We start from the raw sequence: 23,993 nt of genomic DNA on the forward strand, positions 1-23,993 counted from the left end.
GGTATTTTGCACTTTTGTACTGCGCTAGGGACTGCACACCTAGTGCTTTTTTTGTGTCTTAAACCGTCGGCTCCCGAAAAAAATGGGAGGCGAGCTAATTGGGAATTATTCAAATTAAAAACTTAAGTTATAGTTATGATCAACAAGTATCCCCGCTGTTTGAGAAGGTCAATTTAGAAATTGACGCCCGATGGAAATTGGGCTTAATTGGCCGAAACGGCCGGGGAAAAACGACCTTATTAAAAATTCTACGGGGACAGGTGCCTTATCAAGGGCAGGTAAATACCGATTTGCAGTTCAATTATTTTCCAGCAAAGGTCCCCAATCCTCAAGCGCCTTTGGAAAAGGTGTTGATGGAAATCACGCAACGGGATTACTCTAATTTTTGGGAAGTCGAACGGGAAATGGAGCGGATCGGCTTGCCCAACGAGCTTCTTGCGCGACCGTATGACGAACTGAGCCCCGGACAACGTACCAAAGCGCAATTAGCGGCGATGTTCGCGAATGCGGGGGCTTTCCAACTAATTGATGAGCCGACCAACCACTTGGACGATGAAGGCCGGCAACGGTTGGCGGATTATTTAAAGCGAAAACAGGGTTTTATCGTGGTTAGCCACGACCGCGATTTTTTAAATCAGGTAATCGACCACGTCATCGCAATTGACCGGGCTCAAATTACGAGCTTGCATGGCAATTACACGACTTGGGCAACCGAACGCCAACGCGAAGACGAGCGGGAGCGACGAACCAAAGAAACCTTGCAGAAGGAAGTTAAGCAATTATCCAAGGCCGCCCACCAGAAACAAAATTGGTCAATGGCGACCGAACGGGAAAAGGCGGGCGCGCCCGATAAGGGTTTTGTCGGGCATAAAGCTGCCAAAATTATGAAGCGGGCAACCGCGATGCAAGCCCGCGCGGAAGCAAAAGTAGCGGATAAACAACGATTATTGAAAAATATCGAGATCGAAGCTGAACTTCAATTGAACTACAATCCTCCCCGACTTCCGGTAAATGCGAGCCTTTTAACGGTTGACCAACTGGTGGTAAGTCGCGGAAAGGTACCGTTAAACCAACCCATCAGTTTTACTCTCAAGGCTGGCGAACGGATCGTGCTTCAGGGACCCAACGGGGTGGGAAAATCGACCTTAATTGCGGCAATTTTAGGAAGTTCGGAGCTTCGAACGACCGGATCCGTTAATTTACGAAATGGGCTGAAGGTTTCCTACCTTCCCCAGGCATTTGATGCACTAAGCGGGGATTTAGCAAGCTTCGCGCAAGCAAAGGGCGTAGAGCTGTAGGACTTGTTAGCCACCTTGCGAAAATTAGGGTTTGAACGGGAAATGTTCACCCAACGAATTGAACAGATGAGCATGGGGCAAAAACGGAAAGTGGCTTTGGCCCGCGCGCTTTGTGAACCCGCCCACCTCTATATCTGGGACGAACCCTTGAACTACTTAGACGTAATTACCCGGGAACAAATCCAACAGTTAATTCTACGAGTGCGGCCGCCCATGCTGCTTATTGATCACGATCAGGAATTTATTCGGCAGGTAAATACTAAACTTTTGGAAGTTAAAACGAGGTTTTAAAATTGACACCGTGTCAGAATGTGGTATTCTAACCATATTGACACGGTGTCATTTTTGATTAAGGAGGTGGCAAGGTTGCCCTCAGAGACGCTGGTGAAGTTAAAGCCAACTAAAAAAGCGGCGATTGAAACAGCCCTTTTGACGGAATTTTCGCGTTACCCAGTTGCCGAGGCACAGGTCGCTCGGATTGTTAAGGATGCGGGCATTTCGCGGGGAGCTTTTTACAATTATTTTGCTGATTTAATTGACGCTTACCGTTACATTTACCAAGTAGCCATGCACGACATTCACCAATCTTTGCACGTCCCGGCCGCCCGAGGCCCTGCTTTAGTGACCACGGTCCGTGATTTTGTGGAGAATGCGCATTCTAGTAAATACTACGAGTTATTGCAAATGCACTTTCGCCACAACGAAGCGTACGTGGCCCATTGGATTGCCCCGGTCCATCCCGGCGGTGAACGGCAATGGGCCCAACAAACCTTGGTACACGACACGCTGCGCGGAGCGATTGTGGAACCGGAGACTGCGGAAGCTCGTTTAGCACAACTAACTAAGATCCTAAAAATTCTGGAGGAATAGATATGTTTTTAGCTTTGAAGGAGATTAAACGCGAAAAGTTGCGGTATTCGCTAATTATCGGCATGATTGTCTTGATTAGCTACCTAATCTTTATTTTGACTAGTTTAGCCCTGGGGTTAGCCCACCAAAATACCGACGCCATCAACTCCTGGAAGATTAATTCGGTAGTTTTGAATCAGGACGCAAACGTTAACCTTAGCCAATCCTTAATTACGGATCAGCAGGTCAAGGACCAAAAATTGACCAAAAATGACGCCCTGATCGGCCAGATTTCGGTAGTGGCTAAGGAAGGCAAGCACGAAAAAATTTCGTCTTCCTTCGTGGGGATTCAAAATGACCAATTTATTGCCAAACAATTGAAATTAACCAGTGGCCACAAAATTAAACACGATCATGAAGTGGTGGTTGACGATAAGTTTGAGCAAAGCGGTTATAAAATCGGCGACAAATTGAAGTTAAACGACGCGGACCAAACCTTTAAAATTGTCGGGTTCACCCATAACGCGAAGTTAAACATTGCGCCGGTAATTTATGGAACGTTGGATGACTGGCGGGATTTAAAACGGGCAATGCCCCAAACCAAGGCCAGCGCAATTGTTTCAAAGACAAACGATTTAAAGGTGAAAAAGCCCCTGAAGACTTACACTAAAAAAGCCTTTATCCAAAAACTGCCGGGATATTCCGCACAAAACATGACCTTTGCTTTGATGATCGGCTTCCTGATGGCAATATCATTAATTGTGATCGCAATCTTCTTGTACATTTTGACGATCCAGAAGCTACCTAACTATGCGGTACTTCGCGCCCAAGGAATTCCGAGTCGGGTAATTGCGTGGAGCACAATCGCGCAATCATTGGTACTGGTAGTTAGCGGAATTATTATCGGTACGTTGTTGACGATTGCGACGGCGGCGGTATTACCACCAGCGGTTCCAATGGCCTTTGACGTGCCAATGTTATCCGCAGTGGGCGTTGGATTAGTAATTACGGCGCTCTTAGGTGCGTTAGTTCCGATTCGAAGTGTCATCAAACTAGACCCGGTAAGTGTGATTGGAGGATAAAACCATGGCAGCAATTGAAATGAACGGCATTAACCAGATTTACGGGAAGGGGATTGCCGAAGTGCACGTGCTTCACGACATTGATTTCAAGGCGGAAGCGGGAACCCTAAGCTTAATTATTGGGCCAAGTGGTTCCGGAAAGAGTACTTTCTTGACGATTGCCGGCGGTTTGCGGACCCCGACGAGCGGTAAGGTCAAGGTCAACGGTCATGACTATCAGGATAGTTCCCGGAAGGCGTTGGAAAAATTACGGCTCAATGAAATTGGGTTTGTGTTGCAAAACTATCATTTGTTACCCTTCCTGACCGTTAAGGACCAATTCAAGTTAGTTGATAAGGTCAAAAAGGACCATAATTTATCGCAAGCAGAATTAAACGACTTGCTCACCCAACTGGGGGTCGAAGATTTGGTAGATAAATATCCTACCGAACTCTCGGGCGGACAACAACAACGGGTGGCAATTGCCCGGGCCTTGTATCCGGATCCGTCGATTATTCTAGCGGATGAACCAACGGCAGCTTTAGATAGTTCGCGGGTAAAGGAAGTCGGCAAGATGTTTGCTCGACTAGCGCACGAACATAATAAGGCGGTCGTGATCGTTACCCACGACATGCGCTTAAAGGACTACGCGGATCAAATGTTTAAGATTAACGACGGAGTTTTGAGCGCGGAAACCCTCTAATAGATTTGTTGGTACGAAGAAAAACTCGTTAATTCCCAAAAGGAGAGTGGGACAAAAGTTGGGTAGTTTACGAGCATTAACTGAAAATTGACCATGATGCCTGAATTTGGCATGATGGTCAATTTTTGGTTAAGCGGAACAAACTGACTTTTGTCACACGTTTTGGCTCTATTGAAGTCAAAACACCAAAACAACTTTTTCACCTTTGAAAAGTATTTTTTAGTTTTTTCCTGGCCTTTTTTCGCTGAACTTCACTTTAACTTCAATGAAGTTTAACGTAAAATGAATTGAAGTTAAATAAACCGCGGTATCGGGGCGTGCAACAGGGTTGTTGCTTGGCAAAACTGCGGAATATGGCAGAATGAAGCCAGAAGGAGTTGATCAAATGTCAATCGGACCGGCATTACAAAAGGTACGACAAGATCGTCACTTAACCCAAGCGGAGGTGGCAAGTCAGCTGTACGTGACGCGGCAAACCATTTCGCGTTGGGAGCAGGGGAAGACGATTCCTAACATCTATGCGTTAAAGGACTTAGCGGAACTTTATGGCGTGTCGATTGACGAATTGACCAATACATCCCTTCTTAATCCAGTTCAGGAAGAAGGAGATCCAATGAAGCAGGTTAATTGGATGGCATTATTCGGTATCTTGTGGTTTAACGTTTTGTTCACGGCGGGAGCGGTCGTCGCGGTCATCGGCACTTTAGTAGGGTTATGGGTTACTATGGTAGCCTTTATTGGGGCACCGCTGTTACTATTTGTGGAATGGCTAGCGGTAATGGCGTACCACCTTCCGTGGCCCGAAAGTTTGACGTGGTATGAAGTGCCGTTATCGTTAATTTTTTGCGGAATCGGCATTTCAATGTGGCTGATGGCAAAGAACACGACATTTTACTTGGCCAACTTTTTTAAAAAATACGTGCGGTACAACCTCAAAGCAATTTATCGCTAGGCAACTTAGATCGGCAATGGCGCATTTCAGGAGTGCAATTTGATGGACTTTGAAATGTAGCTAAGCCGGTCTTTTTATTTGCCACGATAACCCAACCAGCAGGTTCCAACCTATCATAATAGGTATATACCAGTCTGAAAAATAACTTTTTTAGCGTACGTTTACGGGAAAACCAAGCAAAAATATCTAATTATTTCTTTGTAAGGGTTTACATTTATCAAAAATATTTCTATACTTAGTCTGTTGGTTGAGTTGAATTTTTGGGTAGGTTACCGTAGTTAGGAGGAACCGTAGATGAATAATTTTATGAACTGGGTGCAATCCAGTTTGATGCCCCCGCTAGCAAAGGCGGGAAATAATAAATACTTAGTTTCAATCCGGAACGGTCTGGTATTGACCTTACCGGCCGTAATTAGCGGATCGATTTTCTTGATTATCGCGAACATCCCGATCCCCGCATGGACGAACTTTATGAAGCCATACATGGGGGCGATGGGGGTCGCGGTTAACGGCTCGTTTGGGATTATTTCCCTGTTAGCCACGATTGGAATTGGGTACGAGTTGGCAAAGGCGCTCGATTTAGATGCAATTAACGGCGCGGGTTTGTCGACCATGGCGTTCATCGTCACTTCGTTTAATAGCAAACTGACGCTGGATACTGATAATTTTGCTTCTTCTGGTTTGTTTACTGCAATTGTTTGTTCATTTATTTCAGTTTCAATTTTACGTTTATTCGTGAAGAAGGATTGGATTATCAAGTTGCCTAAGGGCGTTCCTGCGGCGGTTAGTCAGTCGTTTGCTTCCTTAACTCCCGCATTTTTGATTTTGCTATTTTTCTGGGGATTGCGGGTCCCGCTTCATTTTGATATTAATCACTTTATTCAAAGTATTTTCCACCCGTTGCTGTTTGCGATGAACAGTTTGCCGGGAATCATGTTCTACACCCTTTTGGTTAGCATTTTATGGGTTGCCGGAATTCACGGGGACATGACGCTTCAAGGAATTTCGGACCCGATTTTCTTACAATTTTTGGCTGCTAACGGGGTTGCGTACGCGCACCACCAAACTATCCCATACATAACCTCTCTCGGATTTTCGAGTCTGTTCGTTAACGTTGGAGGAACCGGAGCAACGATCATGTTAGTTTTCTGGATGCTGTCCTCCAAGAGTAAGGCCTATCGGGAGTTAGGGAAGGTAGCCTTCCCAAGTGCCTTATTTGAAATTAATGAGCCGGTAATCTTTGGTTTTCCGGTGGTAATGAATCCAATCACCTTAATTCCGTTTATCGTGATTCCACAAGTGTTGACGATCACGACGTACTTATGGCTGTGCACCTAATTCGGCCGGCCGTAATGATGGTGCCGTGGACGATGCCGCCGATTATCGGTCCGCTGATGGCCACCGGTTGGGATTGGCGTGCTGGAGTATGGTCGGCAATTGAACTAGTGATTGCGGGCGTACTCTACTACCCATTCTTCAAAGTTGCTGAAAAACAAATGGTGCAACAAGAACTTAAAGAGGGATAATAATGGTTAAGATGTTAATTAAATATGGGGCAGCGGGCGCGTTCCTAATTATGGCGAGCGCGATCATTTTAACAAAGCTGCCCTTAAGTAGTTGGACCGTCGACCGGGCCATGTTGGCGATTAGTTTGCTGATTTTTCTGGGACTCGGCGTTGCGCTGAAAAAACACGCTTAAGCTAAAGTAGAGGGATTGAAAATGGATAAATTGGAACGGTTAACGAAAACAGATTTAAATGATTTCTATCAACTATACTTGTACGCATTTACCAATCCGGATAGCGCGGAACGACGGGCGTTTTTCGACCATCGTTACCAGCATTCGGAGAAGTACGGGATTAAGTACGATGGTCGATTGGGAAGTGGAATGTTAAGCATCCCCTTCCAAGTCAACTTTCACGGCGTGAAGTATAAGATGAACGGGATTGGCGACGTCATGAGTTATCCTGAATATGGCGGCCACGGAGCGATTACTAAGTTAATGCGCCAGGCCTTTCAAGATATGCTCGCAAATAAGGTTGCGTTGTCTTATTTGGCGCCATTCTCGTATAAATTTTACCGTCGGTTTGGTTACGAAGAAGTGTTTGACCAGACGATCTATCGGGTGAAAAATACCGATTTGCCACGCATTCGGGTGGATTCGCAAGCAGGTTCGATGGAACGTTTGTCGCTCAAGGATGCGATTCCGTACATTAAAGAACTCTACAATAATAACCCGGATAGCCACAATGCCGGATTGGTGCGGGCGGACTGGTGGTGGGATTACCTCGTCCTTAAGCATCCGCATTGGCAAGTGGGCGTCTATTTTGACGACCTTCATTCCGCGACTGGATACGTGATTTACGAAGGGATCAACACCACCTTTTACATTCAAGAAATCATGTACACCAATTGGGAAAGCTACCAATACTTGGCGCGGTTCATTTGCCAGCACGAATCGATGTACTTCAACTTTGAGTACGTAAGTGGTGATCCGGTCGGTCGTCCGGATATTTTGCAAGAACCCGATACGCTCAAGGTGGAAATTAAACCGTACATGATGGCCCGAATTATTAATTTGGCGACCTTCGTCCAAGATTATCCGTTTTTAGGTAAGGTTAAAAGTATCCGGCTGGCGGTCACCGACCAAATGATTCCAGAAAATAACGGGATTTGGCGGCTGATGATTAACAGTAACGGGACGAGTTTTGAAAAGATTAGTGACAACGAAACCAACATGGCGGACATTCGCCTTTCAATTCAAGAGTTAACCAAGGCGTTTCTCGGCTACCGTTCTTTGGGACATTTAAACCGGGTCGGTGCGATTCGCGGATCGTACGCGGCCATTGCAGGTTTAGATAACGTTTTGCGCAAAGAATCACCGATGCTGTGGGACTACTTTTAAAATGAAAAGCCTCACGTGAAGTTCCAAGGATTAACAAAATTAGATGGTTAATCGTGAACGGAACGATTGAGCAGGGGAACCGGCACCAAATTTAAAAATAAGCCGTTAATTTAAGCAGACTTCTCGAGAATCTTAGTTTCTTGGGGAGTCTTTTTTGGTAGAAACATGACTAGGCTAAGGCTAAATTTCTGCACGAAAAGCCCGGGAGTGATGTGAAGAAAGATGGCGCTTTTGGTAAACTAAGCAGCCGTTAAAAAAGCTTTCGCAAACAATGCACATTGCTTACCTTTTAGAAGTAAATACGCTTATACTATACGTGAACTAAGTTGTTACATTTTTTGGTTAGAAGGAGGAATTATTATCATGACTTTGAAAATTGGTATTATGGTTGGTAGTTTACGAAAGGGCTCCTTTAACCGATTAGTAGCCCAAACCTTTGAAAAGTTACTTCCGCACGAAGTAGAACCAGTTTGGATTGAAGTTGGCGATTTACCGTTGTACAACGAGGATTTGGATACCGACAATCCGCCGATGGCCTGGCAAAATTTACGGCGGGCGGTGCAAAGTGTTGATGGAGTGATGTTCTTTACTCCCGAGTACAACCGTTCGGTTCCCGCGGCGCTGAAGAACGCGATTGACGTAGGATCCCAGCCCATGGGACAAAACGTTTGGGATGGCAAACCAGCCCTCGTGGTAACCGTGTCACCTGGTGGAATTGGCGGATTTGGCGCAAACCACCACTTACGGCAATCGTTGACTTTCGTTAACATGCCGGTATTGCAACAACCGGAAGCCTACATTGGCAACATTACACAACACATGGACGGCGACCAAATTGATGAAGCAACCCAAAAGTTCTTCAAGCAAATTGTGGGTGCGTACCTAACCTTTTTACAAAGGTTTACTAATTAATCGATAACCAACGCTTTAAAACGAGTATAAAATCGCAATGCTTTTCGAGAATTTTGCATTCTGGAGAAGCATTTTTATTTTGTGCGTTTTTATGAATGATGAAGTTTTGCGAGTTACTAAAGCGGGGCGTAAGTTAAACGAATTAAATGAGCGGGGTACATATTGAAGCGGGTTTAATATTCCACAAAAATAAAACATCGCGTAACGATGTTTAGAGAGTTTCTACTATTATATAGGCATTTAAATGGAAAGTTTTCCGTGGCTTTCTTGTAGTAAGCCATCAAAGAAATGTTGGAGCGAGATTTGGCCGTTAGGAACGTCTTCGTGGCGCATCTTCTGAATTTCAATGTAGACGTTTTGGTATTCAAAAAGTGCGTTAGCATATTCTAGTAAAATTTCGTTTTCGGAGTACTCGCTGCACATGCCGGCTAAGTTGGTAATCCCCACCCGCAGCGCGCGGCGAATTCGTTGGTAAACGATTTTCTTTTCGTGTTCGTCAAGACCCAAGTCGCGCTGAAAGTCGATGCTCGAAAAGGAAATGTTTTGGTCGACCATAATCCGAATGATTTTCAAGATTTCTTTATTGCCGGTTTCGGAGGCGATGCCTAAGAAGCGCAGAATCGCGTTAACCCGGTCCATTTGCAAACGGTGCTCGGATTGGGGCCGGTTAAAAGGCGTTACCACCTGTGACGTGATGTTGTAAATCTCGGAAAGTTTACTAATCTGTTGGCAATAGGAGGCCACTAACCGAGTCACGTGTTTAAACTCGACGGGACTGACCGGATGTTCTAAGAAGAAGTCAATTCCAGCGTGGTAGGCGGCTTCCTTAGTCGCGACGTCCTCGGCGGAGCTAATCATAATGTAGTGCGGTTTGATTTGAACTTGTTCGAGCCGTTTGATTAGTTGAATCCCGACTTCCGGGTCGTTACTACTAATAATCATGATATCGACGCGCAATTGCAACAAGTCGTCGTAGGCTTGGGCAGGGGAAACTCCGATTCCCACGAGGTTATTGTTGAAATCAGCTTCGATAAGATCCCGAATGGCAGTGGTGTGACGGGAATCGTTTTCAAATAAATAAAAGTTCATGGCTAAATGGCCTCCTAGTATTGAAAAATCGTGATGTTTCGTGAAGCAATACGAAACTAAACGTTTTATACAATGTTTATACATTAAGACTATATAATAATGGATTTTTTTTCAAATCAAACGATCATTTTATCCAAATTATACACTTTGCAACCGAAATTTATACACGGAAAATGTGCCCCATGTCAAGTAAGTACGCGAATTAAAACGATTTCATGGAATTTAAGGTTAAATCCTAAAGTGTCGTGAAACCGCTTACTATCATTATAAGTGTAATAAAGATATTTAGTCACCTTAAGGAGGATGTTTTCAATGGCATTTAATTTACGTAATCGGAGTTTCTTAACTCTTGCAGATTTCAATACTCGCGAAATGGAATACATGCTTAATTTAGCAGAAGATCTTAAAAAGGCAAAGTACGCAGGTACTGAAGGTAAGCGGCTTGCTGGCAAGAACATTGCTTTAATCTTTGAAAAGAGTTCAACTCGGACACGTTGTGCTTTCGAAGTTGGAGCAAAGGATGAAGGAGCTCACGTAACATACCTCGGCCCTTCTGGATCACACATTGGTTACAAGGAATCAGTTAAAGATACTGCTCGCGTATTAGGCGGTATGTTTGATGGAATCGAATACCGTGGTTTCTCTCAACGTTCAGCAGAAACGTTAGCAGAATACTCAGGTGTTCCAGTTTGGAATGGTTTGACTGATGAAGACCACCCAACTCAAGTACTTGCAGACTTCTTAACTGCTAAAGAAGTACTTAAGAAGGAATACAAGGACATTAAATTTGCCTTTGTTGGTGACGGACAAGATAACGTATCAAATGCTTTGATGCTTGGTGCTGCGGTTATGGGTATGGAATATCACGTAGTAACTCCTAAAGAACTTGAACCTACTAAGGAAGTTCTCGACCAAGCAAACGAAATTGCTGCTAAGACTGGTGCTAAGATCGTGGTTACAAACGACATTAACAGTGGTGTTAAAGGCATGGACGTAATTTACACTGACGTTTGGGTATCCATGGGTGAACCAGATGAAATGTGGCAAAAACGGATCGACTTGTTGAAGCCATACCAAGTTAACAAAGCGGTTATGGACGCAACTGAAAATCCAAACGCAATCTTCGAACACTGCTTACCTGCATTCCACAATACAGATACTGAAGTTGGTAAGAAGATTCAAGAAAAATTCGGTCTTTCTGAAATGGAAGTTACTGACGAAGTCTTTGAAAGCGACCACTCAGTAGTATTCCAAGAAGCTGAAAACCGGATGCACACCATCAAAGCAATTATGGTTGCTACATTAGGTGACTAGGAGGTTATCGTAATGACAAAAATGGTAGTTGCCCTCGGTGGCAATGCGCTCGGGAAGAGTCCTGAAGAGCAATTGAAGCTGGTAAAGAACACCGCTTCATCATTAATTGGGCTGATGAATGGCGATAACCAAGTTGTCATTAGTCACGGAAATGGTCCACAAGTTGGTCAGATTAACCTAGGAATGAACTACGCAGCCGAACACGGCAAAACCGCAGCATTCCCATTCCCCGAATGCGGGGCAATGAGTCAGGGTTACATTGGTTACCACTTACAACAAAGTTTGCAAAATGAAATTCACCATCGGGGGATGCAAAAAAACGTGGTAACTGCAATCACCCAAATTGCCGTAGACAAAGACGACCCGGCTTTTGAAAAGCCAACTAAGCCAGTCGGCGATTTCTACAGCAAGGAACAAGCTGACCAAATTGCTAGCGAAAAGGGTTATACTTTTGTGGAAGATGCTGGGCGCGGCTATCGTCAAGTAGTTGCTTCACCACTTCCAAAGAAAATTATTGAATTAAATAGTATCAAGACGTTGATCGAAAGCGGCGACCTAGTGATCGCTGGTGGCGGTGGCGGGGTTCCCGTTATCGAAACTGACGAAGGCTTAAAAGGGGTTCCGGCCGTAATTGACAAGGACCGCTCGAGCGCGCTTTTAGCTGACAACATTGATGCTGACCAATTAATCATCTTGACGGCGGTAGACTACGTTTACGTAAACTACAACCAACCGGATGAAAAGGCCCTAACATCGTTGAGCGTGGCTGAAGCTCAACAATATATGGATGACGATCAATTTGCCGCTGGAAGCATGTTGCCAAAGATTCAAGCATGCTTGTCCTTTGTAAAGGGTCATCCCGAACGCAAAGCTATCATCACTTCGCTAAGCGGATTGAACGATGCTTTAGCAGGCAAACTCGGAACGGTTATTCACGAATAAAAGCGCGTTTAACTTGTTAAATACAGATTTTACAGATAAGGAGTGAATCAACATGACACAAGCAATTCATGTAACCTCAGAAATTGGTAAACTCAAAACGGTTATGTTGCATCGTCCAGGACGTGAAATTGAAAACATCACGCCGGACTATATGGAACGGCTGTTATTTGATGACATTCCATATTTACCAATTGCTCAAGAAGAACATGATTTCTTTGCAAAGACTTTGCGCGACCAAGGAATTGAAGTACTTTACTTCTCTAAATTGGCTGCCGAAGCTTTAGCTGATGAAGGTGTTCGTCATGAATTTCTCGAACGCATGATTGCAGAATCCGGCTATGTAGCTGGTGCAACTCACGACGGATTGATGGAATACTTGTCAGCAATGGATCCTCAAACCATGGTGGACCGCATTATTGAAGGTGTTCGGGCATCCGACATCAACATTGCGCAACCAGACTTGCAATCGGTTTCGGAAAATACGGATTGGCCATTCTTGATGGATCCAATGCCAAATGCTTACTTTACTCGTGACCCACAAGCATCGATTGGCGAAGGAATTTCCATTAACAAGATGACCTTTGCCGCTCGGAAACGTGAATCATTGATTACTGAATACATTATCAAGTACCACCCACGCTTCGCTGGCAAAGTTGAAGTATGGCGTGATCGGAACCATGAAACTCACATTGAAGGTGGGGACGAATTGGTACTTAGTGATCACGTATTAGCAATTGGAGTTTCCCAACGGACGACGGCGGACGCCATTGAAGACATCACTCGTCAACTCTTTAAGGATTCCAATTACGATACGGTGATTGCGATTGGTATTCCACACAATCACGCAATGATGCACTTGGATACCGTATTCACCATGATCAACCATGACCAATTTACAGTACATCCAGCAATCCTTGATGGTGACGGCCATGTTGACAACTGGGTATTGCATCCAGATCAAAACGGCGGCATTACGATGGAACATCATACTGATATCAAAGAAGTTTTGAAGAAAGCTTTGAACAAGTCTGAAATTGATTTAATTCCAACTGGAAATGGTGATCCAATCGTTGCTCCTCGTGAACAATGGAACGATGGTTCTAACACATTGGCAATTGCTCCAGGTGAGGTTGTAACTTACGACCGGAATTATGTATCAAATGATTTGCTACGCAAACATGGCATCTTAGTTCATGAAGTTCGTTCAAGTGAATTATCACGCGGTCGTGGCGGCCCACGGTGCATGTCCTGCCCAATTGTTCGTGAAGATGTAAAGTAAAATTTAGACGCTAAATGGCAGAAGTGAACTGTGGTATGAATAGCAAAGCAGTTTGCTTTTGCCTTTTTGATTACTAAATCCAGGAATGGAGTGAATAATATGGAGAATAAAAACGGAATTGGCCGCCTGGGCCTGACCGCGCTGATCGTTAGTTCATGTATTGGGACCGGGATCTTCGGGATTACCAATACGGTTGCGGCAGCGGCGGCTCCCGGACCCGCCTTACTATCGTGGGTTTTTGTCGGTATCGGCTTTTTGCTACTGGTATTGTCGTTAAATAATTTATCTGAAAAACGTCCGGACCTCGAAGCCGGGATCTTCAGTTACGCGGGTGCTGGATTCGGTCCGCTAGGAGAATTCATCTCCGGCTGGGCCTACTGGTTATCAGCTTGGCTCGGAAACGTGGCCTTCGCGACCATGTTAATGAGTGCGATCGGAACGTTCATTCCGACCTTTAAAGGCGGACAAAATATGCCGTCGATCATTTTAGCAATTATCTTTTGTTGGGCACTGACCCTCCTAGTTAACCGCGGAGTGGAAAGTGCGTCGTTTGTGAACACCATCGGGACCTTCTTCAAGGTCATCCCGTTGTTCTTGTTCATCATTATTACGATTATCTTCTTTAAAGGACACATGTTTACCACCGACTTCTGGGGAAATGTAGCCAACAACTTCTCCAAGGGTACGGTAACTGGCTCAGTTTTCGACCAGCTTAAAGGAACCCTTTCAACCTTGATTTGGGTATTTATCGGGGTTGAAGGTGCGTCCGTTATGGGCCACCGGGCTAAAACCCGTAGTCAAGCGCAACAAGCAACTATCATTGGATTTATCATGTTGCTAGCAATTTACGTAATGATTTCAATCATCCCTTACGGAACCTTGACCCGGGCCCAACTAGCTTCAGCTAGCCAACCGGCGTTAGGAAACGACCTCGAATTAATCGTCGGTCATTGGGGAGCGATGATCATCAACGTTGGTTTGATTATTTCGACCGTAATTTCGTGGTTGTCTTGGACCATGTTGCCAGCAGAAACCACCATGTTGATCGCTAAAGATAAGGTAATGCCTTCGCTTTGGGGCCGGTTGAACGAGAAAAACGCGCCAACTGCTTCCCTTTACATTACCGCGATCTTACAAACGATCTTCTTGTTCTCCTTGCTGTTTACTTCGGAAGCTTACAACTTTGCTTACTCGTTAGCTTCGGCTGCAATCCTCTTCTCGTACCTCTTCGTAGGTTTGTACCAAATGAAGTACAGTCACAAACACCAAGAATGGGGACAATTCACGATTGGTTTGCTTTCCGCACTCTTCATGCTTGCCTGCATGTTCCTGTCCGGATGGCAACAAATGCTATTAGTCTCAATTAGTTTCATCCCGGGCTTCATCATTTACTACCAAGCCGTTCGCGAAGACCATCGCGAACTGGGTGGCCAAGAAAAAGCAGTGATGGGATTAATCCTCCTTTTGAGTGTAGTAGCTATTTATCTCGTAGCTAACGGAACCATCGTAGTTGCGTAAAAAATAACATACTAAGAACTAAAAAATAATTTATTTTACAGTCAACTCAACGAATGCAGGGCGTAAATGCCGTTGCATTCGTTTTTTTTGGTGTGTTTATTAATATATGCATTGAAAACGTATTTATGAAGAGGTAGTATTAAAATGTAGCTTAAACACTGTAACGCAAATGGAGGATTTTTAATGAATAAGAAAAGAGTTGCGGGTGCTGCTTTAGCAAGTGCCTTATTATTTGCCCCACTGACACTGCAATCAGCCACCGCGCTAGCTGATAGCTTTTACACTAGCCAAACCAACGCGGAACGGGCCGACATTACTAACTGGGTGGCTAACACTTCCCAAGAGATTAGCAACAACCTCAGTTCACAACATATCGACGTGAATAATTTACACGGCGACCAATACGTGATCCAATGGGGGGACACTCTTTCAGGAATTTCCAACGCCACGGGAATTTCGGTAGCTAAGTTAGCTTACGACAACCGGATCCAAAACATCGACCTGATTTATGCGGGCGACGTTCTGGTATTGAACCGGGATGGCGAAGTACCTAGCGACTGGAGTTATGAAGGTGACGGAAACTACGTTGCCAAGACCAAGGTAACCATCAATAACTTTACCGATAATAGCGACCACTCGGTAAATATCGACGTTTCGCCGGTATCCAACAAACACATTGATAATAGCGATAACAGCGTGAAGAACGAATACGAATCGCCAAAGGATCCGCAATCAGACGCTGATGACAAATCAGCATCCGCTTCTGCGGATAATGCTGCTAAAGAATCTAGTGAAGACGCGGACCAATTGGACGAAACCGACTTTTCGGATGCTATCCAAGACGAAATTAAGGATAAATTGAACTTGGATGACGACCAGTTGACCGTTGACTTCACGGGTAAGGATGCCGACGATGAAAGTGACGACACGGATTCTGCCTACGAAGATGTAGATTCGGATACCGACACGGATTCTGATACCGATACCGACACCCTTTACGACGATGACCAAAGCGTCTCCACCGGTAGCGACCAATTAACCGAAAAGAACGCTAAGAAGTTGGCCGACAAGATTGTTAAACAATTAAAGGAAGACGACAAGGATAAGGACGTTACCGACGCCGACGAAATCGAATTAACGATCACGGCTGACGATGACGACTTCACCTTTAACTTAAGTTTGACGTCCGATGATGATTCGGACAGCGATGACACTGCCGATAGCGACGAAGACAGTAGCGATACGGACAGTGAATCATCCGATGATGAAGATACTGCTAGTTCCGAAGACGAAGATCGCAATGCCGACGAAGATGCGGATACCGATAGCGATGAAGACAGCGATTCGCAAGACAACGAAAGTGACGATGAAGACGGTGACCAAGCAGTCGACACCAATGCGGACGTTGAAGACGATGACGTTGAATAATTAACGAGAGGGATTGTTGATTAAATGAAGAAGAAAAAGTGGACCATTGTGGGCGTGATCATTGCCGTGCTGGTAATTATCGGTGGAGGAGTCTACTGGAACATGAGCCACGCCGTAGCTAAGAAGGTTCCTGGAAACACTTATATTTATCAGGGCTTATCAAAGGATAAGTCAGTGTACTTAACTTTTGCGGAAAGCGGCGATCACGTGGTGGTCAGTTCGAACAAGGCCGATGCTGCTAAAGCTAAACAAAGCGCAAGCAGTTTTGACCGCCAGTACAAAGCCCAATCTAAGAACGCGACTTGGAGCTATAAAGCGGAAGGCGGTACCTTAACCCTGGCGGAAGAAACCAAGGACGGCCAAGTTTCCCAATGGCAATATAACCACATTCTGGCAACGAATAAGAAGTTCACCGCCCGGAGCTTTACTTACCAAATCGCTAAGGCGGGCCAGGGTCAGGTTAAACGTAAGGTGGTTTTCGAAAAAGTTTCGTAATGCCGAGCGAGGATAACGGAAATCGTAAGTTAAAATAAACACCTATATAATAGAAGCTTTTAGCTAAAATGCTGAAGGTTTCTATTTTTTTTTTTGCCTTCCAAAGGGCTTAATTAACATAAATCTTTAAATTAGACCTTCTCGAGTGTAATCGCTTGCATGTTGAGTACTAATTGGTTATATTGTGAACAAGATACAAAATTAATGTTTTTATATACTTATTTTAGGGGGAGCTATTATGAAAAGAGGTAATAGAAGTAATTTACAGGTAAATGCAGAACTACTTAAGGATCGTAAAGTCCGGCAACGGTGGTTATTGGCTTCGGCAGTTGCATTATCAATGCTGGGAGCGGGTACGGTCGTTAATATGGAAAATGCGAGTGCAGCCACAGTCGGAAATAATTCCACGACTACCGCCATTTCACAGAGTTCGAAAGTTACGTCAGCGACTGCACTTGCTGCAGTAAGCACCAGCAAGGCGGCAAATAAAGAAAGTGCGAAAAATGCCGAAGCAGATACGGACGTAGCTGCGCCCGTGGTGTATCAACCGTATGCGGGAGATCGGACCATCACCGGGACGGGAACTCCAGGCAATACCATTATTGTTCGTGATGATTTAAAGAATGAAATTGGGCGTAGTGTGGTTGATCAAGATGGTAATTATAGCGTAGAGATTAAAGCGGAATATGAATTATTTGTTGGTGAGACCATCTCGGTTGTGCAAGTAGACGCAAATGGAAACGAAAGCAGCCCAGTAAATATGAAAATTGCCGAAAGGGTGCCTGCTCCAATCCTTGAACAGCCTTACGAAGGAGATCGGACGGTAACCGGAAGGGGTGTTCCGGGGTACACGGTTAATATTTATGATGATTTAAAAAATAAGATTGGCTCGGGAAAGGTGGACGCCTATGGAACCTTTAGAGCTGACATTTGGTTTGGCTACAATCTATATCAAGGAGAAACGATTACTGCTGTACAGCAAGATTTACAAGGTAATGAAAGTTCACCAGTAAAAATCAAGGTTAAAACAAAAGAGGATACGGTCCCTAAACCATATGTTAACCAACCTTACGTTGGAGATCGAACCATTGAAGGAATTGGCGAAGTGGGTTGCACAGTGGAGATCACCAATGAACATGGAGATTATTTTGGTAGCGATATAGTCGACGGTAACAATAGATTCAGCGTAACCATCCCAGCAGAATATGAATTATACGAAGGTGAACAAATTAAGGCAGTTCAGATTAATGCTAATGGTGATAAGAGCGAGGAAACTACCATAGCCGTGTTGACTAGGTAAAGAAGACAACCTAATACCCTAGCAATGTTTTTATATAATTATTTTAGGGGGAGTAATTATGAAAAGAGGTAATGAAAGTAATTTACAGGTAAATGCAGAACTACTTAAGGATTATAAAATCCAGCAACGGTGGTTATTGGCGTCGGCAGTGGCGTTATCAATGTTAGGCGCGGGTGCAATGGTCAATGTGGGAAATGCGAGCGCGGATACGGTTGGGAATAACACCCCAACTACGCAAATTGCGCAAAGTTCTAAAATGACGGCATCAAGTAAGAAAGCCGATGTTAAAACCGACGTAGCTGCACCAGTGGTAAACCAACCTTACGCAGGAGACCGGATAGTTACTGGAAGGGGTACGGCAGGGAACACCATTGTGGTCTATGATGACCTGAAAAATGAAATCGGTCGTGCTATAGTCGGCGAAGATGGTGAGTATAGCGTAGAAATTAAGGCGGAATACGAATTGTTTGCTGGGGAAAAGATTTCGGTTGTCCAAATCGATGCGGATGGTAAAGAAAGTAGTCCAGTAAATATGGTTATCCAAGACCGAGTACCAAGTCCCGTAATTGATCAACCTTACGAGGGAGATCGAACGGTAATTGGAATAGGCACTCCCGGATATACGGTGATTATCTATGACGACTTAAAAAATGAAATCGGCCGGGCGACGGTTGACCAATATGGTATTTTTAGGGCTGATATCCATATTGGATACCAGCTATATGCGGGAGAAACCATCACTGCCATCCAACGAGATGCAAATGGTAAAGAAAGCGAACCAGTGAGTATTACGGTTAAAGTATTAGTTCCAAAGCCTGGAATTAGTCAGCCTTATGTGGGGGATAAAGTTATTAAGGGGAATGCAAGTCTAGGTTACACTGTGGAAGTTTTCAATGGACATGGAGATCGATTTGGCAGTGCTAAGGTTGATGAATTCGGCTCTTTTAGTGTTCCTGTTCCGCCAGAATATAGTCTATATGAAGGAGAAGAGATTAGTGCAGTTAATATAGACGAAAACGGCAATAGGAGTGACAAAACAAAGGTAATTGTTAAAGCTAGAGAAGGATAGCAGTAACCATTAAATAGTAAAGCAATAATAATACGGCCACGTCTTACAAAAAAGATGGAGGCCGTATTTTTGATGGTTAAATGAAAAACAAGCCTCCTCAAACTGAAAAGCAAAGTCGGCTTTCAATACTTTACGAAAATTATATGAACGATAAACCGCTTTCCGTTAACGGAATTCATAAAAATATTCAAAAAAGCTCCTACCTTTTTCATTTTCAAAACACATTTCCCCGATAAACTACAGCAATGTTGATATCGATATTAAAGGAGATGGGATGTAATGAAAAAAGTTCGGGGATGGCTCATTTTTGCCGCAGCTTTAATGGTTGCGCTGGTAGCGGTCGCGGGGTGGGAATACACCGCGCACTCTAAAACCGACCTACTATCCGAAGAGCAAATTATTCAGAATCTGGGAACGAAGTTAGTTACCGAAAATAGCACCACCGCCTTAACCAAAAAGTACGCTAAAATTGTTAAAGATGGCAACTATGATTTAAAAAATCCATACATAAAGGTGAATCCCTATAAGACTTCACCATTAACGGCGTTGGTATACTTTAAAACGCCGAAAAAAGCACAGGTTAGTTACACGATTGAAGGAAAATCGGATAAGACTTCGATCACTAATTCGGCGAAGGGGTACCAAACTAAGCACCAGTTACCGATTGTCGGCTTATACGCGGACTACGAAAATACCGTAAAAATCACCGTGAAGTACCAATCTGGTAAGAAAGAAACTAAAACAATTAAAATCAAGACCGGCAAGTTACCGAAGTACCTCGACCAAAATGACGTCAAGGTGACGAAGAATGATAAGTCGAAGATGCAAATTGGTGATAACGAGCTAACCTTAGTCGACCGGACCGCTAAGCAAGTTTACGCAATGGACGCCGACGGCCAAATTCGCTGGTATTCCACCAACTGGAATCAGCACATGTTCGAACAGCTCAAGAACGGCCATATCATGGTCTTAAATAAGAGTTCCGAAAATGGAAAATATAACCTCCTCACGGAAACCGACTATTTAGGCCGAATTTACCGGCAATATTCCTTTGACGGCACCCTCGGCGGCAACCTTAGTCACGAGGTAACCGTAATTCACCACGACATCGCTGAATTGCCAAACGGGAATTTGTTGCTGACGGTTTCGGATGGAAGCAAATACACCGAAGATACGGTCGTGGAACTGAACCGGAAGACTGGTAAAATTGTGCGGGTGCTCGACTTTAAGCAAATCTTGCCGGCTTCAATGTACCAAGATAGCAAGCAAAAGGCTAGCGACGGCAACATTGGGACCGACTGGCTGCACATCAACGCGCTGGACTATAATTCCAAGACGGGTAAACTGCTGGTTTCGGCGCGAAACCAAGATTTAGTCATGCAATTGGACTACGCAACTGGTAAAATTGAGTGGATTTTTTCAGGAAAGGACAAGAATAGCTGGCCGGCAAAATATCGTGACAAGGTTCTGAGTCCGACCGGCAATACCAAGGTTACCGGCGGGCAGCACGGTGTCTACCTCTTGAGTCAAAAGGGGAATCAAGAAACCATCATGCTGTACGACAATAACATTGCCGTAAAAAATGGCGACCAGAAGACGTCCGGAAAGTATTCCGCAGCGACGGTTTACCAAATTGACCAGCAAAAGAAGACCGTCACCCAGCAATGGTCGTACGGAAAATCACTGGGGCAGGCCAACTTTACGCCGATCATTGGTTATGCGCAGCGATTAGCTAACGGAAATACCTTGATTAATTTTGGCTACAAAAACGACGGAAAAGAATCGAACGTGATCGAAGTTGATGCCGATGGGAACCAGGTCTTCAACGCGACCTTGAGCAACAATCCGGCGGACAAGACCTACGCATACCGCGCCTACCGAATTCAGTTCTACCCGGAAAACTATCATTTTGACGTAACCAAATAATTTATCAAAAGGACTTGAAGTTGACGCTACGGCAACCCATATAATGATTTTGAGGAGGTGAGGGGATGTATTCCATCCAAGATTTGGCGAAGCTGGCGGGGATTAGTTCGCGAACGTTGCGGTATTACGACCAGATTGGGCTGCTAGTTCCGGCGCGGCGTACGGAGTCGGGCACCCGGTGGTACGCGAAAGCCCAGGTCGATGATTTACAACGGATTCTGTTCTTTAAAACATTGGGCGTTTCGTTGGCAACCATTCGGGAAATCATGGCGCAACCGTTGACGACACAAATTGCGGCTTTGGAAGCCCAACGCGTCCGGATTGCGGAAAAGCAGCGCCGGCTCCAAGATGTAGACGTGGCAATCGCCTCCTCCATCAAAATGTTAAGGGGAGTGGGCAAGATGAGTGACAGTGAAAAGTTTAATAGTTTAAAGGCTCAAAGACTGGCAGAAAACGAGAGTCAATTTGGCCAAGAGATTCGGCAAAAATATGGCAAAGAGACGGTGAAAGTCGCCAACCAACACTACTTGGCGCTTTCGGAAGCCCAATTACAAAGGGCAGATGCACTTGAAAAAGAGTTGGGCACCTTGTTGCGGGAGGCGATGACGCAAAATAGCGACACGACCAAGGCAGCGATCTTTACCGCCCATCAGGAATGGCTGAAAATCATGGTTGGTAAGCAGTATTCACCAGCTTATCACCAAAATTTAGCGCAAATGTACCAAGCTGACGAACGTTTCCAAAAGCACTACGATGAGTTGGCGGGGCAAAAGGGCGCTGGTCAATTGTTGAGTGAAGTGATTTTAGCAAAGCTGCGGTAACTGGCAAAGTTGCCAATGGTTTTGAAAGTTGTTATGATATCCTTAACTTAAAAAATAAGAAATCACCACCGGGTGGTTGGCATGTGTAAAGCTCATTAGGTCTGAGAAGAGCTTTACAGATGCCTTTTTTGTTTAGGAGGAGATTTTGATGACGTGGATATATTTGGTGGTTGCTGGGATTTTGGAAGTGGTGTGGGCCACGGCGCTGAAAATGAGCCAGGGGTTCAGCCAACTCGGGGCGAGCATAGTGACGGTGGTCGGGATGATCCTCAGTTTTGCCTTTTTGGGCTTGGCGGTAAAACACTTGCCATTAAGTTTGGCGTACCCGATTTGGACGGGAATTGGGGCAGTGGGCTCAATTCTAGTAGGGGTAATCTGCTTTAGGGACCGCCTCCCAGCAATTACGTGGCTGTTTGTAGCATTGCTAGTGATCGGGATTGTTGGAATAAAGGTGACGAGTGGAAAATAAAAGAGTGCGACAAAGTCCGGGTAACTCTTGAGGACTAACGGAATTGGGGGATTAATCGTGGTTTGGACGATTGATCCCCCAATTTGGTTAGCCGCAGAGAGTTGGACTTTTTCGCGCGTTTCGGCTACGGCAGCAGTAGAACCACTCACTCCCATGTACCAAAAAAAGCACAAACCGGCATTCAGCTCAGCTTGCGCTCCAAAATTAATTTATAAAGTACCGCGCGGATTGCCATCTCTAAAGGTGAGAAAGATTGGACGGCTTCGTCGAGGTGTTCGATTTCGTGATTGAAAATGCGGACGAATTCGTTGAAGTGGTCTTCGACCTCGTCGGTTGCCAGTAGCGATTTGATGGTGTCCAAACTAAAGCTGGTTTTCAAAACGCTGATCATCATAATCAACGCAAGGTGCTCCGCGGTATATTTTTTCTTGAGCGGGTGGGGCACTAAGCCCATCTTGACGTAGCTGTTGATCATGGTTTTGGTGACTTCGGCGTGTAAAATGGGCGTTAGGTAGCGGTTGGTTTCTTGGATGACCTGGTCCATGTAGAGTGCTAGGTCGGGAAATTGGTGGTAATCCGGTAAGCGAAGTTGCTTAAAATCAGCCAACCACTGCTGGTATTTTTCTGTATTCATTGCACAAACCTCCAAACATATCATAACATAAACCAACCTCAAATAGATAATCACTACGCTTTACGTAGAATGCAATTCTATGTATAATGAAGTCATCCAAGGTAGGTAAATGGGGGACTAAAAATGCAAAAAGTTCAAAGAAGCCAAGTAATTTATGAAATTTGGAATGCGATTACCCACGGGGTCGCGTTCGTTGCGAGCCTCGGGCTGGTCGCTTTGTTAATTATGAAATCGATTTCGAACGGGCTGCCGACGCGGGACACCGTCAGCCTCGTCATTTATGGCGCAACGCTTCTAGCGTTGTACCTAGCATCGACGCTGTTCCACTGCCTCGCGTTCACGAAGGCCAAGCGAATTTTTCAAATTATTGACCACAGTAATATCTTCTTGCTGATTGCGGGTACTTATACACCTTATTGCATAATATTTTTAGACCGGCGCAGCGGGATCATCATGTTAAGCGCAATCTGGACGATGGCAATTGCCGGAATTATCACCCATATTTTAAGTAAGGGTCGTTTCCAAAAAGTAGAAACGACCATCTACGTGGTGATGGGGTGGTTGTGTTTGCTGGCCGGGAAGACCCTTTACGCTAACTTGTCGCCGCTAGGTTTTTGGCTACTGGTTGCCGGCGGGGTGACCTTCACCGTCGGGGCAATCATCTATAGCTTTCCTAAAATTCCCGGGTTGCATTTGATTTGGCACTTCTTCGTAATGGCGGGAACCACGTTGATGTTTATTTCGATTTACGTAAACATTTAAAAATGGTGAATATTTATTCTACACTAAAAAGAAAACGGAACTGGTTAAAATAACGGTTCCGTTTTTGTTTACGCTTTCGTTACAAATTACCAAAAGGGGTAGGTTGTTTTAATTTGATGTGCCTCATTAATAGAGTGTGAGGGTGAACTGTTAAAACGTTTTACCTAAAACAGACTAAAATATTTTTTTGAAAATTTTCGTCACCGTGAACCCTTGGTATGACGGCTTTTATACGTGATTCTTTTGTGAAATAAGGTACTTTTTTAT

At 44.6% G+C, this 23,993-nt stretch carries 23 protein-coding genes and 1 pseudogene; 22 read left to right on the forward strand and 2 right to left on the reverse strand.

Translation table 11 applies throughout. The annotated features are described in order from the left end of the window. Window positions 1-98 precede the first annotated feature (98 nt). From abc-f to HMPREF0623_RS06620, 10 genes and pseudogenes are all read left to right on the forward strand, one after another. Window positions 99-1,589: pseudogene (gene abc-f, locus HMPREF0623_RS06585) on the forward strand (ribosomal protection-like ABC-F family protein). Between the two features lie 93 nt (window positions 1,590-1,682). After that, window positions 1,683-2,168, forward strand: coding sequence for a TetR/AcrR family transcriptional regulator (locus HMPREF0623_RS06590; RefSeq protein WP_232362408.1), 486 nt, complete (start codon window positions 1,683-1,685; stop codon window positions 2,166-2,168). A gap of 2 nt (window positions 2,169-2,170) precedes the next feature. Continuing rightward, window positions 2,171-3,229 (forward strand): ABC transporter permease, encoded by a 1,059-nt coding sequence (locus HMPREF0623_RS06595; RefSeq protein ID WP_002829306.1) that lies wholly within the window; start codon window positions 2,171-2,173, stop codon window positions 3,227-3,229. Window positions 3,230-3,233: 4 nt separating this feature from the next. After that, window positions 3,234-3,911: an ABC transporter ATP-binding protein gene (locus HMPREF0623_RS06600; RefSeq protein ID WP_002829305.1), complete on the forward strand. Its 678-nt coding sequence runs from the start codon at window positions 3,234-3,236 to the stop codon at window positions 3,909-3,911. A 361-nt stretch (window positions 3,912-4,272) separates the two neighbouring features. Continuing rightward, complete coding sequence (locus HMPREF0623_RS06605) at window positions 4,273-4,863, forward strand: helix-turn-helix domain-containing protein (protein WP_004166423.1); 591 nt, start codon at window positions 4,273-4,275, stop codon at window positions 4,861-4,863. Window positions 4,864-5,157: 294 nt separating this feature from the next. Further along, on the forward strand, window positions 5,158-6,201 hold the full coding sequence (locus HMPREF0623_RS06610; RefSeq protein ID WP_004166425.1) for a PTS sugar transporter subunit IIC: 1,044 nt from the start codon (window positions 5,158-5,160) through the stop codon (window positions 6,199-6,201). After that, entirely contained in the window at window positions 6,186-6,389 is a 204-nt protein-coding gene (locus tag HMPREF0623_RS09730; RefSeq protein WP_004166427.1) for a PTS sugar transporter subunit IIC, read from the forward strand. Before HMPREF0623_RS06610 ends, HMPREF0623_RS09730 begins: the two co-directional genes overlap by 16 nt. Window positions 6,390-6,391: 2 nt before the next feature. Continuing rightward, complete coding sequence (locus tag HMPREF0623_RS09660) at window positions 6,392-6,562, forward strand: hypothetical protein (RefSeq protein WP_004166428.1); 171 nt, start codon at window positions 6,392-6,394, stop codon at window positions 6,560-6,562. A 21-nt stretch (window positions 6,563-6,583) separates the two neighbouring features. Next, window positions 6,584-7,768 carry a GNAT family N-acetyltransferase gene (locus HMPREF0623_RS06615; RefSeq protein ID WP_004166429.1) on the forward strand — a complete coding sequence of 395 codons (1,185 nt, stop codon included), beginning with the start codon at window positions 6,584-6,586 and terminating at the stop codon, window positions 7,766-7,768. Between the two features lie 363 nt (window positions 7,769-8,131). Continuing rightward, window positions 8,132-8,680 carry an NADPH-dependent FMN reductase gene (locus HMPREF0623_RS06620; RefSeq protein WP_004166430.1) on the forward strand — a complete coding sequence of 183 codons (549 nt, stop codon included), beginning with the start codon at window positions 8,132-8,134 and terminating at the stop codon, window positions 8,678-8,680. A gap of 240 nt (window positions 8,681-8,920) precedes the next feature. On the opposite strand, the gene HMPREF0623_RS06625 is transcribed toward HMPREF0623_RS06620, so the two are convergent. Beyond that, window positions 8,921-9,769 carry a DNA-binding domain-containing protein gene (locus HMPREF0623_RS06625; protein WP_004166432.1) on the reverse strand — a complete coding sequence of 283 codons (849 nt, stop codon included), beginning with the start codon at window positions 9,767-9,769 and terminating at the stop codon, window positions 8,921-8,923. Between the two features lie 312 nt (window positions 9,770-10,081). Here HMPREF0623_RS06625 and argF point away from each other — a divergent pair, with 312 nt between their 5' ends. The 11 genes from argF (at window position 10,082) to HMPREF0623_RS06680 (ending at window position 22,330) form a co-directional block, all read left to right on the forward strand. Continuing rightward, window positions 10,082-11,083, forward strand: a complete 1,002-nt coding sequence (argF, locus tag HMPREF0623_RS06630) for an ornithine carbamoyltransferase (RefSeq protein WP_002829299.1) — start codon at window positions 10,082-10,084, stop codon at window positions 11,081-11,083. A gap of 12 nt (window positions 11,084-11,095) precedes the next feature. After that, window positions 11,096-12,025 carry a carbamate kinase gene (arcC, locus tag HMPREF0623_RS06635; RefSeq protein ID WP_002829297.1) on the forward strand — a complete coding sequence of 310 codons (930 nt, stop codon included), beginning with the start codon at window positions 11,096-11,098 and terminating at the stop codon, window positions 12,023-12,025. 52 nt (window positions 12,026-12,077) lie between these two features. Next, window positions 12,078-13,304 (forward strand): arginine deiminase, encoded by a 1,227-nt coding sequence (gene arcA / locus HMPREF0623_RS06640; RefSeq protein WP_002829296.1) that lies wholly within the window; start codon window positions 12,078-12,080, stop codon window positions 13,302-13,304. A gap of 99 nt (window positions 13,305-13,403) precedes the next feature. Next, window positions 13,404-14,822 (forward strand): basic amino acid/polyamine antiporter, encoded by a 1,419-nt coding sequence (locus HMPREF0623_RS06645; protein WP_002829295.1) that lies wholly within the window; start codon window positions 13,404-13,406, stop codon window positions 14,820-14,822. A gap of 183 nt (window positions 14,823-15,005) precedes the next feature. Next, window positions 15,006-16,250 (forward strand): LysM peptidoglycan-binding domain-containing protein, encoded by a 1,245-nt coding sequence (locus HMPREF0623_RS06650; protein WP_002830779.1) that lies wholly within the window; start codon window positions 15,006-15,008, stop codon window positions 16,248-16,250. Between the two features lie 24 nt (window positions 16,251-16,274). After that, on the forward strand, window positions 16,275-16,745 hold the full coding sequence (locus tag HMPREF0623_RS06655) for a hypothetical protein (protein WP_002830780.1): 471 nt from the start codon (window positions 16,275-16,277) through the stop codon (window positions 16,743-16,745). A 238-nt stretch (window positions 16,746-16,983) separates the two neighbouring features. Further along, window positions 16,984-18,045 carry an Ig-like domain-containing protein gene (locus HMPREF0623_RS06660; protein WP_002830781.1) on the forward strand — a complete coding sequence of 354 codons (1,062 nt, stop codon included), beginning with the start codon at window positions 16,984-16,986 and terminating at the stop codon, window positions 18,043-18,045. 58 nt (window positions 18,046-18,103) lie between these two features. Further along, the gene (locus tag HMPREF0623_RS06665) at window positions 18,104-19,114 is read left to right on the forward strand and encodes an Ig-like domain-containing protein (RefSeq protein WP_002830782.1); all 1,011 of its coding nucleotides are present in this window, start codon (window positions 18,104-18,106) and stop codon (window positions 19,112-19,114) included. Between the two features lie 279 nt (window positions 19,115-19,393). After that, a complete protein-coding gene (locus tag HMPREF0623_RS06670) occupies window positions 19,394-21,040 on the forward strand; it encodes an aryl-sulfate sulfotransferase (protein WP_004166434.1) in 1,647 nt (548 codons plus the stop codon). A 65-nt stretch (window positions 21,041-21,105) separates the two neighbouring features. Further along, the gene (locus HMPREF0623_RS06675) at window positions 21,106-21,861 is read left to right on the forward strand and encodes a MerR family transcriptional regulator (protein ID WP_004166435.1); all 756 of its coding nucleotides are present in this window, start codon (window positions 21,106-21,108) and stop codon (window positions 21,859-21,861) included. Between the two features lie 148 nt (window positions 21,862-22,009). Continuing rightward, window positions 22,010-22,330 carry a DMT family transporter gene (locus HMPREF0623_RS06680; RefSeq protein ID WP_004166436.1) on the forward strand — a complete coding sequence of 107 codons (321 nt, stop codon included), beginning with the start codon at window positions 22,010-22,012 and terminating at the stop codon, window positions 22,328-22,330. A 181-nt stretch (window positions 22,331-22,511) separates the two neighbouring features. Here HMPREF0623_RS06680 and HMPREF0623_RS06685 read toward each other — a convergent pair whose 3' ends face one another. Continuing rightward, entirely contained in the window at window positions 22,512-22,964 is a 453-nt protein-coding gene (locus HMPREF0623_RS06685; RefSeq protein ID WP_004166438.1) for a DUF1836 domain-containing protein, read from the reverse strand. A gap of 123 nt (window positions 22,965-23,087) precedes the next feature. Between HMPREF0623_RS06685 and trhA the strand changes: the two genes are divergently transcribed. Beyond that, complete coding sequence (trhA, locus tag HMPREF0623_RS06690) at window positions 23,088-23,726, forward strand: PAQR family membrane homeostasis protein TrhA (RefSeq protein WP_004166439.1); 639 nt, start codon at window positions 23,088-23,090, stop codon at window positions 23,724-23,726. Window positions 23,727-23,993: the final 267 nt, after the last annotated feature.

The organism is Pediococcus acidilactici DSM 20284, assembly GCF_000146325.1.
GTDB lineage: Bacteria > Bacillota > Bacilli > Lactobacillales > Lactobacillaceae > Pediococcus > Pediococcus acidilactici.